Annotated in this window: 16 protein-coding genes; 11 read left to right on the top strand and 5 right to left on the bottom strand. The window is 49.6% G+C overall.

Annotation, left to right across the window (positions count from 1 at the left end; translation table 11 throughout):
• Nucleotides 1-4 precede the first annotated feature (4 nt).
• From IEX02_RS11895 to gmhB, 4 genes are all read left to right on the top strand, one after another.
• Nucleotides 5-1150, top strand: a complete 1146-nt coding sequence (locus IEX02_RS11895; RefSeq protein ID WP_229702203.1) for an enoyl-CoA hydratase/isomerase family protein — start codon at nt 5-7, stop codon at nt 1148-1150.
• Between the two features lie 10 nt (nt 1151-1160).
• A complete protein-coding gene (gene mmsB / locus IEX02_RS11890) occupies nt 1161-2057 on the top strand; it encodes a 3-hydroxyisobutyrate dehydrogenase (protein WP_229702202.1) in 897 nt (298 codons plus the stop codon).
• Between the two features lie 8 nt (nt 2058-2065).
• Nucleotides 2066-2827 carry an SDR family oxidoreductase gene (locus tag IEX02_RS11885; protein WP_188695161.1) on the top strand — a complete coding sequence of 254 codons (762 nt, stop codon included), beginning with the start codon at nt 2066-2068 and terminating at the stop codon, nt 2825-2827.
• 119 nt (nt 2828-2946) lie between these two features.
• A complete protein-coding gene (gene gmhB, locus IEX02_RS11880; protein ID WP_188695158.1) occupies nt 2947-3477 on the top strand; it encodes a D-glycero-beta-D-manno-heptose 1,7-bisphosphate 7-phosphatase in 531 nt (176 codons plus the stop codon).
• A gap of 26 nt (nt 3478-3503) precedes the next feature.
• Here the strand turns inward: gmhB and IEX02_RS11875 are convergent, their stop codons facing one another.
• Together IEX02_RS11875 and IEX02_RS11870 are read right to left on the bottom strand one after the other, a co-directional pair.
• Nucleotides 3504-5036, bottom strand: coding sequence for a DUF3413 domain-containing protein (locus tag IEX02_RS11875; RefSeq protein WP_188695155.1), 1533 nt, complete (start codon nt 5034-5036; stop codon nt 3504-3506).
• An 11-nt stretch (nt 5037-5047) separates the two neighbouring features.
• On the bottom strand, nt 5048-5284 hold the full coding sequence (locus IEX02_RS11870) for a YejL family protein (RefSeq protein ID WP_188695152.1): 237 nt from the start codon (nt 5282-5284) through the stop codon (nt 5048-5050).
• Between the two features lie 106 nt (nt 5285-5390).
• On the opposite strand from IEX02_RS11870, the gene yejK reads away from it, so the two are divergent.
• From yejK to IEX02_RS11855, 3 genes are all read left to right on the top strand, one after another.
• Nucleotides 5391-6407, top strand: a complete 1017-nt coding sequence (gene yejK, locus IEX02_RS11865; protein WP_188695146.1) for a nucleoid-associated protein YejK — start codon at nt 5391-5393, stop codon at nt 6405-6407.
• 92 nt (nt 6408-6499) lie between these two features.
• Complete coding sequence (locus IEX02_RS11860) at nt 6500-7381, top strand: 6-carboxytetrahydropterin synthase (protein ID WP_188695143.1); 882 nt, start codon at nt 6500-6502, stop codon at nt 7379-7381.
• Nucleotides 7374-8171, top strand: a complete 798-nt coding sequence (locus IEX02_RS11855; protein WP_188695140.1) for a M23 family metallopeptidase — start codon at nt 7374-7376, stop codon at nt 8169-8171. Before IEX02_RS11860 ends, IEX02_RS11855 begins: the two co-directional genes overlap by 8 nt.
• 9 nt (nt 8172-8180) lie before the next feature.
• Here IEX02_RS11855 and IEX02_RS11850 read toward each other — a convergent pair whose 3' ends face one another.
• The 3 genes from IEX02_RS11850 to IEX02_RS11840 form a co-directional block, all read right to left on the bottom strand.
• Entirely contained in the window at nt 8181-8375 is a 195-nt protein-coding gene (locus IEX02_RS11850) for a YwbE family protein (protein ID WP_188695138.1), read from the bottom strand.
• 24 nt (nt 8376-8399) lie between these two features.
• Nucleotides 8400-8618: a hypothetical protein gene (locus tag IEX02_RS11845; RefSeq protein WP_188695135.1), complete on the bottom strand. Its 219-nt coding sequence runs from the start codon at nt 8616-8618 to the stop codon at nt 8400-8402.
• A 71-nt stretch (nt 8619-8689) separates the two neighbouring features.
• A complete protein-coding gene (locus IEX02_RS11840) occupies nt 8690-10486 on the bottom strand; it encodes a M61 family metallopeptidase (protein WP_188695132.1) in 1797 nt (598 codons plus the stop codon).
• A gap of 182 nt (nt 10487-10668) precedes the next feature.
• Here IEX02_RS11840 and IEX02_RS11835 point away from each other — a divergent pair, with 182 nt between their 5' ends.
• The 4 genes from IEX02_RS11835 to IEX02_RS11820 all read left to right on the top strand — a co-directional run bounded on the left by IEX02_RS11835 (nt 10669) and on the right by IEX02_RS11820 (nt 13870).
• Nucleotides 10669-11352 carry a flagellar brake domain-containing protein gene (locus IEX02_RS11835; protein ID WP_188695130.1) on the top strand — a complete coding sequence of 228 codons (684 nt, stop codon included), beginning with the start codon at nt 10669-10671 and terminating at the stop codon, nt 11350-11352.
• Between the two features lie 38 nt (nt 11353-11390).
• Complete coding sequence (locus tag IEX02_RS11830) at nt 11391-11852, top strand: Mpo1 family 2-hydroxy fatty acid dioxygenase (RefSeq protein WP_188695127.1); 462 nt, start codon at nt 11391-11393, stop codon at nt 11850-11852.
• Between the two features lie 130 nt (nt 11853-11982).
• Nucleotides 11983-13068, top strand: coding sequence for a sensor histidine kinase (locus IEX02_RS11825; RefSeq protein WP_188695124.1), 1086 nt, complete (start codon nt 11983-11985; stop codon nt 13066-13068).
• Nucleotides 13052-13870: a LytR/AlgR family response regulator transcription factor gene (locus IEX02_RS11820; protein ID WP_188695121.1), complete on the top strand. Its 819-nt coding sequence runs from the start codon at nt 13052-13054 to the stop codon at nt 13868-13870. The genes IEX02_RS11825 and IEX02_RS11820 overlap by 17 nt, the downstream gene beginning before the upstream one ends.
• Nucleotides 13871-13919 lie beyond the last annotated feature (49 nt).

Genomic DNA, 13919 nt, shown 5'->3' with positions numbered 1-13919 from the left:
AACAATGCAAGACATGGAACAGCAGGCCTTGGTGGAGTTTACAGAAAGAACTACCGCCAATGGCAAACGTATAGGCCATGCCACATTAAATAAGCCCAAGGCTCTCAATGCTCTGAACTTGTCGATGATTCGCCTGTTGATGCCGCAAATGCTGGCCTGGCAGCAGGACGAAGATATTGTCGCGGTGATTCTGGATGGCAGCGGTGATAAGGCCTTTTGTGCCGGAGGCGATGTGGTCGCCATGCATAACGCCATGCTGGAGCAGCCCGGCGAGGTACCGCGCGCGCTGGAGGTGTTCTTTACCGAGGAATATCGCCTTGATTATCTATTGCATACCTTCAACAAACCACTATTGGTATGGGGAAACGGTATTGTGATGGGGGGCGGTTTGGGGCTGATGAGCGGTGCCAGCCACCGTATCGTGACCGAAACATCTCGAATTGCTATGCCGGAAATTACCATAGGTTTGTATCCGGATGTAGGCGGCAGCTGGTTTTTAAACCGTATGCCGGCCGGGTGCGGCCTGTTCCTTGGTTTAACCGGCGCCAGCATTAATGCCACCGACGCGCTGTACGTTAAATTGGCCGATCACTTTATCAGTCATGCACTGAAAGACGATTTTATCGAGCAGATGCTGGCGATTAAATGGGGCGGCACGCAAACCCTGAACCATGAAAAACTCAGTGGCTTGTGCGCCCAGTTTCAGCGCGATAGTCAGTCACAGTTGCCCCGTTGCAATGTCAAAGAACATCATAGTCTGATTGAGCAGGTAACTCGCCATAACAGCCTTGAGGAGGTGGTATCGGCCATTCAGGCACTTGAACCTATGCAGGACAACTGGCTGGCACGGGCGGTACAAACCCTGAATGCAGGCTCTAGTGTGACTGCCCATTTAGTCTGGGAGCAACTTAAGCGTGGTCGGGCGCTGAGCCTGGAAGACTGTTTTCGTATGGAATTAAACCTCTCTTGTCGCTGCGGTGAAGCTGGTGAGTTTCAGGAAGGGGTGCGGGCCCTGTTGATTGATAAAGACAATCAGCCTAAATGGCGTTATGAGTCGGTGGCCGACGTGCCGGCTGACATTGTCGAAGGGTTCTTTAAGCCTATCTGGGATGCACAACAGCACCCGCTGGCAGCACTGGGTAAGGAATAGGAGACGCATTATGCAAATCGCATTTATTGGCTTGGGTAATATGGGCGGGCCTATGGCCGCTAACCTGGTAAAAGCCGGTTTCAATGTCCATGTATTTGATTTGGTTGAAGACAGCGTTAAAGCACTGGCCGGACTAGGGGCAACCGCTGCCAGCTCGGCCATTGACGCCGCTAAAGGCGCAGATGTGTTGGTATCTATGCTGCCTGCTGGCAAGCATGTTCGCAGCCTTTATCTTGGTGATGATGGTCTGGTGGCACATCTTAAGTTCGGTGCCCTGGTTATTGACTCATCCACTATTGATGCCGAAAGTGCACGTATTGTGGCAAAAGGGTTGGCTGATAAAGGTATTGACTTTGTTGATGCGCCGGTTTCCGGTGGCGTTGCTGGCGCGGCGGCTGGCACCCTGACTTTTATTGTCGGCGGCAGTGATGAGCAATTCAATAAGGCCAAGCCCGTATTACAAGCCATGGGGCAGAATATCTTTCATGCCGGTGGCCATGGTGCCGGGCAGGTTGCCAAGATCTGCAACAATATGCTGTTGTCGGTGCTGATGGTGGGCACCAGTGAAGCGCTTAAGCTTGGACTGGACAACGGCCTGGACGCTAACGTTTTATCAGACATTATGCTGCAAAGTTCAGGCTGTAACTGGACACTGCAAAAGTACAATCCCTGTCCTGGAGTGATGGAGAATGTGCCTTCCAGTCATAGTTATCAGGGCGGCTTTATGGTGGATTTGATGCGTAAAGACCTGGGGCTTGCCATGGACACTGCCAAGCAAAGCCATTCATCCACGCCGCTTGGCGCTTTGGCGCAAAGCCTGTACGCCATGCACAGTCTGCACGGTAACGGCAATAAAGACTTTTCCAGTATTTTCACCCTGTTCGGTCAAGCCGACAGCAATAAGTGAGTAAGCCTATGCAACTACAAGATAAAGTGATTGCCATTACCGGTGCAGCCCAGGGCCTGGGTCTGGCGATGGCACAGGCGTTTGTCGCTAAGGGCGCGAAAATTGCGCTGTTGGATATGCAGGCCGATGCGGTAGAGCAGGCTGTCAGCCAACTCAATGCCAAGGGGGATTGCGCTAAAGGCTTTGTGGTCAATGTCACCGACGAGCAGCAAGTAGAGCAAACCTTTGCCGATATCGCGGCACACTTTGGTGCCTTAAACGGTTTAATCAACAGTGCCGGTATTATGCGCGACGGTATGTTGCTTAAGGTAAAAGACGGTGAGTTGGTGGATAAAATGTCACTCAGCCAGTTTCAGTCTGTCATTGACGTAAACCTCACCGGTACTTTTTTGTGTGGACGGGAAGCAGCGGCACAAATGGTGAAAACCAAAAGCGCCGGCGTGATCATTAATCTGGCCTCCGTTTCCAGAGCCGGTAATGCGGGACAAAGTAATTATTCTGCCTCCAAAGCGGCGGTGTCTGCGATGACAGTTACTTGGGCCAAAGAGCTGGCGCGTTTTGGTATTCGTACCGGTTGTATTGCCCCCGGTCTGGTGGAAACAGCCATGGCGGCGCAAATGCGCCCGGAAATGCGGGAACGCTTTTTAAGTACGGTTCCCCTGAGGCGTTTGGCAGAACCCGCTGAAATTGCCCATGCCGCGGCCTTTATTTTTGAAAATGACTACTTTACCGGCCGGGTAGTGGAAATCGACGGCGGTACACGTATTTAATCGACATCTGGGCCACTGGAATAAAGGCGGTGACAGCCTTGCTCACCGCCTTTATTCCCCATTATTGATAATGAATCTGTTATCCTTCCCGGCCATGGTTTTGCTTCAATTTATCCACTATGCAAAAAGCCTTATTTCTTGACCGTGACGGCGTGATTAATCTGGATCACGGCTATGTTTACCGCCCGCAGGATTTTGAGTTTGTTGAGGGCATCTTTGCCTTATGCCAACGCTTTCAGCAAGCCGGCTATTTGTTGGTGGTGGTGACCAATCAATCTGGTATTGGCCGTGGGTTATACACGGAAGAGGACTTTGCACGGCTTACCGAGTGGATGAAAGCACAGTTTGCGGCCAAGGAAATAAGGCTGGATGCGGTGTATTTTTGCCCGCATCATGCCGAAAAGGGGCAGGGGCGGTATAAACGTCAGTGCGATTGCCGTAAACCGGCTCCCGGTATGTTACTTGATGCCGCTAATGCCTTGGATATCGACTTGTCCGCGTCGGTGATGGTGGGAGATAAAGACTCGGATATGCAGGCAGCCAAACAAGCCGGGGTTGGCCAGCGCTATTTTTATGCCCATTCTGGGGCACAAGGCGATTCGCAAGATGCTATTCGTGTTACGCAACTGGATGAGGTACTGATTAAATGAAAAAGCCGGCAACTGCCGGCTTTTTACTATTTGTGCTCTGCAAAACGGCTTAAGTGCTTAATGGCCTGGCTGAGCCTGCTCATATTCAGGCCATTACTGTTTTGCTCCTCAGAACTCAGATCAAAGCTCTTGTAGTTACCTTGGGGATCAATTTCCACTCGCTGTTGGTCATCCAGCAGTACCAACTTACCGTTGTTGTTACTGATCAGCCAACTGCGTTGTGGGTCGAGCAAGGATTGCCCGGTACTGTAGTTGTTCGCGGGGGCATTACAGCCCAGTAACCCCATCAGTGTTGGCAGCAAATCTTCGTGACTGGAGACGTTATTTGCCAGTCCAATACTGCTCAGTAGTCCAACGCGCTGATTGGGGCGCATTTGGGTTACCAGGAGTTGGCTGTGCTTATGTAAATCGCCGCCCAACAACAAGTTCATTTGTTCATCGTTAACAAACGCGATGGCAAGCTTAGGGCCATCCTGACTGACGGCATTGAAGAAGCTCGGCCAGTCTTTAGTTAACCCTTGTACACCTGGCGGCAGCGACTGTGCCGAGTAAACAAAGGTTGGCAAACCAAGTTTTTGGGCCAAATCCAAAGGCACCGGGCGCTGATTCTGCAACGCGCGTTGGTATAAGGACGGTAAGCCATAAAGCACCGAAAAACGGGCGCTGGCCTGATCGGCTGCCACATCAAAGTGCAGCCCATGCTGCTTAAGCCCCAGAGCAGAACTCAGATGGCCAAGCTGCGACGGCTCGGTGCCTACCAATAGCACCAGACTGGCCTTGTCATCTATACCGCAGTAAACCGGGGCGGCAGGATAGGTAACATGATTAAACTGGCTGTCTAACTGTAATTCCTTGCGACGTTGATAGCTTTGATAATCCAGCAAACCATATTTCGACATCAGAGTTTTGGCCGTCGCCGGATAGGACAGCGGGAACATATCGTCCTGCTTGATAATTGGCTGATATAAATTGGCATCGGCCCAAATATGACCGCCATGGCTGCTGACAAAACACAGCACAAAGAAGCTGAGTATGGGCAGACCGATACGCTGCTTTTGGAAGCGTTCAATGCGCTTCCATAAGGCATTGGCCATCATCAACTGGAAAGATAACCAGACCAAAAACAATAAACCCAAAAAGCTCCACTGCTGCCAACTGAAGTTGGCCATGGCATTTTGGGTTTCACTGCGTATCACTTCCGCCGAGCCCAGGCTCAGATGCAATCCATGCTTGTTGTACAGCAGCGCATCAAAGGCTAGAAGGGCTAAGCCTACTGCGGCATACACCGAACTTAAGCCTTTAACCACTCTGACGTTGGGCACCAGATAACACAGTGGCAGTACAAACAGGATAAAACCCATAAAGGTTAAAAAGGCGATATGGCTGAACCAGTTGCTGAATAAGTACAGCAAGCCCAGTCCTGTGTCAGGAATGGGCGAGTTAAACACATAAATGGAAGCGATCACTATGGCGATCAGGATATTGCTTACGGCAAACCAATGTCCCCAACTGACCAGTTTGGTCACGCGTTGCCTTCTGGGTGTATCACCAAGTATCATAGCGCGCTGCTTTATTCCTTGTTTGTGGTTTGGGCTTTATCAACGCTTTTCAGTAAGATCTGACTGAATTGTTCGGCCATGGCCTGACGATGTTGAGGCGCCACCTGATGGTTAAAGACATTGGTAACCAGGTTGCCAAGCGCCATCAGTGTGAGATCGCGGTCGGCTTGGTGCTTTTCCAGTACGCTGATCAAATCCTGGGTAAGCAGGTCGAAACGTTCGTTAGAGTATTTTGACTTTTGAGGCATGCTGTCATTCTATGGAATTGTCTGCGGCCAAGTTTACCAATCCGTTGACCGTATCGCCACGACAACTGCTTAATTTATAACTATTTGCAAAGGGCTTTGTGCATTCATGAGTGCCGTAATTGAAGATTTTGTTGTTCATCAGCTGAGAATTAACGCTGAACAGGAACTGGTGTTGGTGCCACGCGCCAACTGTTTTGATATCAGTGCCCAAATTGAGGAGCTGGCTCAGCAACTGCACCATAGCTATAACGCCAAACCCGGCAAAGGCGTGGGTGGCCTGAATGATGAAGCGCATCCGGAGTTTGCTCAGTTGCTTGGGCAATTAACAGCGGAACAACTGGATTTTCATGGCTTTAGTATCAAGATTGCCGAACTGTTGAAAAAGACTTTAATGGATTTTGCCACCCCGGAAACCGGTTTTGTGATATTCAGCCGCTATCAATTTCTGGCGACCGATTATTTGCTGGTGGCGGTGGTCAACACCAAAGAACATATTGAGATAAACCACGACCTGGAGCTGACCTACAGCGACCATTTGGATCTTGCTCGTATGCAACTGGCGGCGCGGGTGGATTTAACCGAACTTAGGGTGAATGCCGATAACCAGCGGTATGTGAGTTTTATCAAAGGCCGCGCCGGGCGCAAGGTGTCGGACTTTTTCTTAAGTTTCCTGGGGTGTCAGGAACTGGTAGATATCAAGCAGCAGAATAAACAGCTGGTTACCACAGTGGATGAATTTTTGGCTGCTGAGCAGTTGGATCCGCAGGAAAAGCAACAAAGCCGCAAGGCCGTCGCCGAGTACTACAAAGAAAAGCTGGAGTTGGGCGAAGATATTAATATCAAAGAGCTGTCCGGCCGTTTGCCCAGTGATGAAAATCGTACCTTTTACGATTTCGTTAAAACCGACGTCAATGAAAGCCCGCTGGAGGAAGTGTTTCAGGCCGATCGCGGTGCGTTAAAAGGCTTAAGCAAGTTTACCGGGGCCGGTGGTGGCGTCAGTATCAGTTTTGACCGGGCCTTATATGGTGAACGTATTCGCTACGATATTGCTACCGACACCCTGGTGATTAAGGGTATTCCGCCCAATTTGAAAGACCAGTTGCTTAAACAGGCCAAAGATTGATGAGTCTTTGTGATATCACTTTGCCCTGTGCTTTTACAACGGCCCGCTTCGGGCCTTATAATGTCTTGTGTTTCTGTTAAGTGTCCCACCTGATGCAACTATTTGTAAATGACCTCACCGTAATAGACTTCTCGTACTTATGCCCACGTCGTGGCATGGTTGGCGAGAGTTGGATTGTGGATGTAATTCTGGACGGCGGCCTGAACGAAGAAAGTATGGTGCTGGACTTCTCCAAGGTAAAAAAACAGCTCAAACGGCTGATTGACGAACATGTTGACCATAAATTGTTGGTACCGGCAGAGCACCAGTATGCCAAGGTCAAGCACGATCCCCTTACCGATCAGGTTAATCTGGACTTTTTGCGCCCGGATGGACGCTCCATACATCTGCATTGTCCGCCGGAAGCTTACGCCTTTATTTATTCCGAAGAAGTCACGATGGACTCGGTGAGTCAGTATCTTAAAGAGATTATTGCCACCGAGCTGCCAGACAACGTGCAGGGCTTAACCCTGATGTTGCGTGAAGAACAGATTGACGAGCCTTATTATCATTACACTCATGGCCTGAAAAAACATGACGGTAATTGTCAGCGCATTGCCCATGGTCATCGCTCGCGGGTTAAAGTGGCTAAAGACGGTAAGCTCTGCAAACAAAGCGCTGCCTATTGGGCCTCTCGTTGGCAGGATATCTACATCGGCACCCGTGAAGATATAGTCGAGCGCACGGCGCTGCATTTATCTGAGCATGCTGAGGGTTTGGATTTTTCCGAGCATTATCTGTTTGCCTATGAATCCTCTCAGGGCTTGTTTGAACTAGTGATCCCTAAAGCTGAGTCAGATTTGGTTGACACTGACTCAACGGTGGAATGCCTGGCCCAGTTTATGGCCGATGAGCACAAACGTTTGGCACCAGCACATCAGTATCAGGTTTTTGCCTTTGAAGGGGTAGGTAAGGGAGCCATTGCTTATGCCTAAGAGGTGGCTGTTATGTGTACTGCTGGGGGGCTTTAGTGCCCAGGCGCTGGAACTCAGCGGCCCTAAAGTACAAGGAACCTTGCTACGCGGCGAAGTCGCACCTGGCACTCAGGTTGCGCTAAATGGCGAAGCGGTCAAAGTCTCGGCCGAGGGGAAGTTTGTTATTGGCTTTGGTCGTGATGCGGCACTGGAAAATACCCTCACCCTCACGGATGAAAAGGGCAAACAGCAATGGCCTGTGATGCTGAGTGCCAGAGAATATAATGTGCAGCGGATTGAAGGGGTGGCGCAAAAATATGTTTCTCCGCCTGCTTCTGTGACTGAGCGCATAGCTAAAGATAACCGGCAGATAGCCAAAGCGCGGGCGGTTAACAGTGACAGACTGGATTTCTGGCAGAGTTTTATCTGGCCGGCGCAAGGGCGCGTATCCGGTGTGTATGGCAGCCAGCGGGTGTTTAATGGGGTACCTAAACGTCCACATTTTGGGTTGGATGTGGCAGGTCCCGTTGGCACAGACGTGGTGGCGCCTGCGGATGGCGTGGTGACTTTGTTCGTGCCAGATATGTACTACTCAGGGGGGACCTTGATTGTTGATCATGGCTATGGTGTGTCTTCCACCTTTATCCATTTATCCAAAAGTTTGGTCAACGCCGGCGATGAGGTTAAACAAGGGCAGAAGATAGCCGAGATAGGTAAAACCGGCCGGGCCACCGGCCCCCATCTGGACTGGCGTATCAATTGGTTTGGTGAACGAATCGATCCTGGTTTGCTGGTACCACCTCGTCAGTAAGGGCGGGTGTCAGGCTAAGATCTGTTTTACCCGGCCTACTTCACCCGACTCCAGGCGTACCTTGATACCATGGGGATGATTAGGGGAGTTGGTCAGAATATCCTTCACCACGCCTTCGGTTAACTGACCGCTGCGCTGATGTTGTTTTTGCACTATGGCTACATCTAGACCTTTTCGAACATTAGCGCGTAAATTACCGCTCATGTTATTTCTCCTCGCTTAACATACTTAACTGATTTCCCGGCCATTATGGCTGGCAGCCAGATCGTCCAGTTCGCTGCTGGTGGCGTCAAAGCCACTGGATGCATATTCATAACTGACTTTTACGCTGTCTGTGCCGCGATGAAAGCGCGCGTCTACCTCTGCCACCGGCCAGTGCCTGAGGGCATTTAAGAAACGATAGGCGTCTTGCTCTGTGTCAAACTGATAAGCGATCTGTACGTGCATACTCTTTTGTATTCTTGACTGCTCTATCCCGCCTCGGAATGAGGCGGGAGGGCATCATACTTGGTTATGCCTTACTGTCCGATCACTTTTTGCCATTTTCCACAGAGCTCGCTGTTCTGTTCGCTCAGTTCCACTACATATTCAGGAGCATGGGATGGGGTAAGTTTAAGCGCGTGCAACTGTTGATTGCGAAACAGATGCACAGAGAAAGGCTGCCCAATGGCCTGATTTTGCAACAAACAAAGCAGGTTGGCCCCATCCAGTTTCACACCATCCAAGGCGATCAGAATATCTTTGGCACAAACACCTGCCTGTTCGGCGGGGGAGTCTTCCAGCACCATTTGCACTTCCAGGCCCAGGGTGTGGGCCCGGTATTGAATACCCAGATAAGGGGAGGAGTCTTTGGTTTCTGCGGCCAATAAATCATTGGCTCGCGGCGCGTGGCGACGCACGTCAACGCCCACTTGAGCCAGCAGCTCGTCCAGACTCAGCCGCTCGCTACTGTGCAGAATCTTGGTAAACGCCGTACTTTGATCATGGCCACAAAAGGTGTTGAGCAAGGTAATAAAGTCTTGCTCGGTGGTACCTTGGCCGGTTTGGCCAAATTGGCTCCAGAGTGCTCGCATTAAATCGTCAAGACTGTGTTTACCCTGACTCTGCAGGCGAATGGTCAAGTCCATCCACAGCGCCACCATCGCGCCTTTGGTGTAGTAGCTGACGATATTATTAACCGCATCTTCGCCTTGCTGATAAAAACGTGTCCAGCTATCAAAGCTCGAGTCTGCCACAGATTGTTTAAGCTCGCCTTTACCGCGCTGTACCCGGGTCAGAGTCTTACTCAATAGCGTCAGATAGTCACTGAAACTGATAAGACCGCTGCGGTATAAGCTCAGGTCATCATAGTAGGAGGTGATGCCCTCAAACGCCCAGAGCTGGCTGGTATGATTTTCCTGGCCTAGTGTGGGCGCGATTAATTCCTGGGGTTTAATACGACAGACATTCCAAGCGTGGAAGTATTCGTGAGAGGCCAGTGAAAGGAAGGTTTTGTAGCCGTCTGTCATCTCATTAGGGCGTTGCTGATTGGGGAAATCGAAGTTGGAACACAGCAGTGCCGTGGAATTGCGATGTTCCAGGCCACCAAAGCCATCTGGCAAAATATTGGTTAAAAACCAGTATTCGCTGAATGGCGCTTTTACGTTATTAGGGTCAAACATGCGGATATGCAGTTCGCACAGCTTAGTCAGGTCGCGCATCAGCCGGGCGCTGTCTGCATAATGTTTGCCGGTTAATATAAGGTGATGAGGTATACCCAATACCTCAAATTCCAGGGCATCAAACTGGCCTATTTCCACCGGACAATCAATTAACTCTGCATAGTTAGTGGCAAGGTATAAGCCAAATGCATATTTACTTGTACCGTCGGCGCGGCAAAGGCCAGTCGCTACCCGCCAATGAGATTGTTCATCGGGACAGCGTAAGTCGAGTTGATGTGGACAGTGGGCCAATTCTTCTATCTGTAAGAACAGGCTGGTGCCATTAAAAAATGCCCGGTTGTCATCCAAATAGGCTGTGCGTACCGAGCTGTCAAAGGCATATACCTGATAAATCAGGGTACAGGCCTGGCCTTTACTTTCTAGTATCCAGTGCTGTTTATCTTGTTTTCGCAGGGGCAAAGACGCCCCGTTTTGGGCAGACCGCGCCTTAATGCTGATGATGTGTTTAGCAAAGTCCCGAATCATATAAGAACCCGGGATCCAGGCTGGCAGGCTGATATTCAGCGCCTGCTGTGCATGGGCGGGGATCTGTAGGGTGACGTGAAATAAGTGGCGCTTGCGTAGGCTGAGATCAACCTGATAATTAAGATACATAGCGGCTAAACCTTATACTGCCGGGCTTATGGCAGGTAATTCGTTATTGAATGAGCGTTGTGTTTGTCTCGACATAGGGCTACATTGGTGAGTAAGCCAGCGTGACGTCGGTGCTGACCGATATTATGCGTTTTAAATCATAAAGATAAAATCTCATCTGGTAGGCCCCAACGGTTGAATACATGGCAATTTTAAATGAAAAAGTAGGGCTATCGAATTCCGATTTACGCAAGCTGCGTTCTATGCGACCTGGGATGGTCCTCGATGTTCAGGTTAAGTCACCCAATGCGGCTAAACGCGTTCGCACTGAATTTGTGGGTATGGACGGCACGCGCTGTATTATTTTGCGTTATCCAGATGAAGCCAAGTGGGGTAATCTGAAAGATGCGATTTACACCGACAACAGTATTATCGTGCGTTTTATCCTGGAAGATGAAACCGGTGAGGTGATCGCCTTTAAAAGCCGTATCCTGTTGGTGGCAACGAAGCCAACGCCATTAGTTTTCATTAGTTTTCCTATGGCCATTCAGAACCAAGGATTGCGTTCAGATAAACGAACCAGTACCCGGACCCCGGTGGAGCTGGCGACAGCAGAAACGGGGGCGCCCTTATTTGATGGTGTGGTATTGGATATTTCCGCCAGTGGTTGTCGAATCGGCATAAAACGAGCAGTACAGGGTGACAATAAGCTAACCGGCAAAAACTTGCTGTTATCGATTCGCCCGCAAAAGGACAGTGTTTATCGTCTTAAGGGACAGGTAATGAACCATAAAGCCGATGAGTTATATAGCTATTATGGGGTAAAGTTTGAGTCGGGTGAGGAACAAATCAACCCACTGTTATCAGAAATACTTATAGACTTCTAGGCGAGGGGAGCCTTGCCAGCGACAAAGGAGCGAGACTGATGCGACAGATCGATGTATTATTGCGGGAATATGGTGAGAGCCATACCAATAAAACCAATATCCTGATCCACGCCATTGCGGTGCCGACAATCTATTTTGTCACTATCGGTCTGCTTTGGTCGATACCTGTGCCGGACTTTATCGATTATTTTGGTGCCACCTGGGCCCATGTTCTGATCATCCCCACGCTTTACTATTATTTCAAGTTGTCCGGGCCTATTGGCGCCGCGATGACCCTGTTATCCATAGTGGTGTTTTTGGGAATTAAAGTGCTGGTTGTACTGAATATCTCGGTATGGCAGTTTTGTTTGGCGTTATTTGTCGTTATGTGGATCCTGCAATTTATCGGTCACCATATTGAAGGCAAGAAACCCTCATTTTTCAAAGATCTGCAATTTTTGCTGGTAGGGCCTGCCTGGTGGTGGGTGCATTGGCTCAAACGCATGAACATCAGCTATTAAAATACGTCTGAGGCCTGAGGGTACGCTTTTGCAACATGCGGCAGATGACGTCAGGCTCACGACCAGCGGCCTCTGGTCTGCTGAGTAAAGCCGTATAATTCAAGTGGTTGTTTTTTCCTGAGAGTTGGGTTTGATTCACGGGCTGAAATTGTTTGACGACAGAGAGCGTCAATTCTGGGTACTGCATACCGGGGGCTGGGTTGGCTTTGCGCTGATCTATTACCTTGGTTCCTTCTTGCATGATATGCGCAGTATCTGGTTGTTTGTGATATTGCTTAATGCCTATGCTGGTTGGTTGATTACCATCCCACTGCGCTATGTTTTCCGTCGACTGTGGCGCCTGCAGACCTGGCAAATGGTACTAGCGGCCTTGGTCTGCTCTTACATTGTCGGGGTGATTTGGGCGGTTATTAAAAACATCAATTACTGGGAAATCTATAAGCATGGTTACCGGCCAGATGAATGGATTTTCTATTTTTCTAATAGTGTTAACTCCTTTTCTGTGATTGTCTGCTGGAGCGGCCTGTACTTTGGAATTAAGTACTATCAGTTGCTGCAGCAGGAAAAGCAGAATGCGTTGAAAGCCTCAACCATGGCGCATCAGGCGCATCTGAAAATGTTGCGTTATCAGCTTAATCCCCATTTTCTGTTCAATACCCTCAACGCCATATCGACCCTGGTGTTGATAAAGGAAAATGATACCGCTAATGCCATGGTGTCGAGGCTGAGCGATTTCTTGCGTTATTCGCTTGATAAAGATCCCATTAAGAAAGTGCCACTGGAGCAGGAAATTCAAGCTATCGAGATGTATCTTGATATAGAAAAAGTCCGTTTCGAAGACCGACTAACGGTAAGTTGGGATGTGGCAGGAGAGGCGCGAGATGCACTGGTGCCCAGTCTCATTCTTCAGCCTATTATTGAAAATGCCATTAAGTATGCCATTGCCAAAACTGAACAAGGAGGGCAAATCAGTATCAGTGCCAAGGCGTTTGGCCGGGATTTACTGATTGAAGTCACGGATAATGGCCCTGGTGCAGAGATCAGTAACGGGCAGTTGCAGCGACATGGCGGTGTCGGGCTGTCAAATATTCGCGAACGACTGCAATCTTTGTATGGTAATAATTTCTCCTTCGTTATCGCCCATAATGCACCGTCGGGCGTGAAAGTCAGTATCAGAATTCCTTATCAGGTAGGTCAGGATGCAAACCAAGATTAAAACGATTATTGTCGACGATGAACCCTTAGCACGACGTGGCCTGGCGGTTCGCTTGGCTGACTTTGCCAACATTGAATTGTTGGACGAGTGTAAAAACGGCGTGGAAGCGGTAGATAAGATCAGTAAATTGCAGCCGGATTTGGTGTTTATGGACATTCAGATGCCGGGATTAAATGGCTTTCAGGTCATTAATGAATTGCGTGAGAAGCAGCGCAGCATGCCGTTGATTGTGTTTGTTACGGCCTACGATTCATACGCCATTAAAGCCTTTGACGTACATGCATTGGATTACGTATTAAAGCCAGTGGACGAGAAGCGCCTGAAAGCCGCGGTAGATAAAGTTAGCCATGTGCTTGCCTTGCGCCAGGATGGCACACAGAAAGACAGGTTAGCACGGCTAGTGGCTGATATTACCGGCGATGACTGTGAGGAAATCCTCAGACGGCTGGCCGATGGTCAGCCTATTAGCCAGTACGCGGACATTCTGGCCATCAAAGACGGTAATGAAGTCACTCGTGTACCGGTCAACGATATTCAATGGATTGATGCAGCCGGGGATTACATGTGTGTGCATGCCGGTAATGGTACTCACATTATGCGGCGCACCATGAAAGAGCTGGAAGAGGAATTGGATCCAAGACGCTTTGTCAGGGTGCATCGCAGCGCTATTGCTAATATTCACTACGTCAGTAAGTTGGTCAGCCATGTCAGCGGCGAATACCACCTGGTATTGCAAAACGGCACTGAACTGAAAGTCAGTCGCAGTCACAGGGACAGAGTGAAATCCATGATTCATCAGTAAGCGTTTGGGGCGCTATGACCGCGCCCCGATTGTCTTATTCAGCAGCTAG

The organism is Bowmanella pacifica, assembly GCF_014645355.1.
Taxonomy (GTDB): Bacteria; Pseudomonadota; Gammaproteobacteria; order Enterobacterales; family Alteromonadaceae; genus Bowmanella; species Bowmanella pacifica.
Note: the sequence above shows the minus strand (reverse complement) of the source record. Positions and strands in the feature narration are given on the sequence as shown.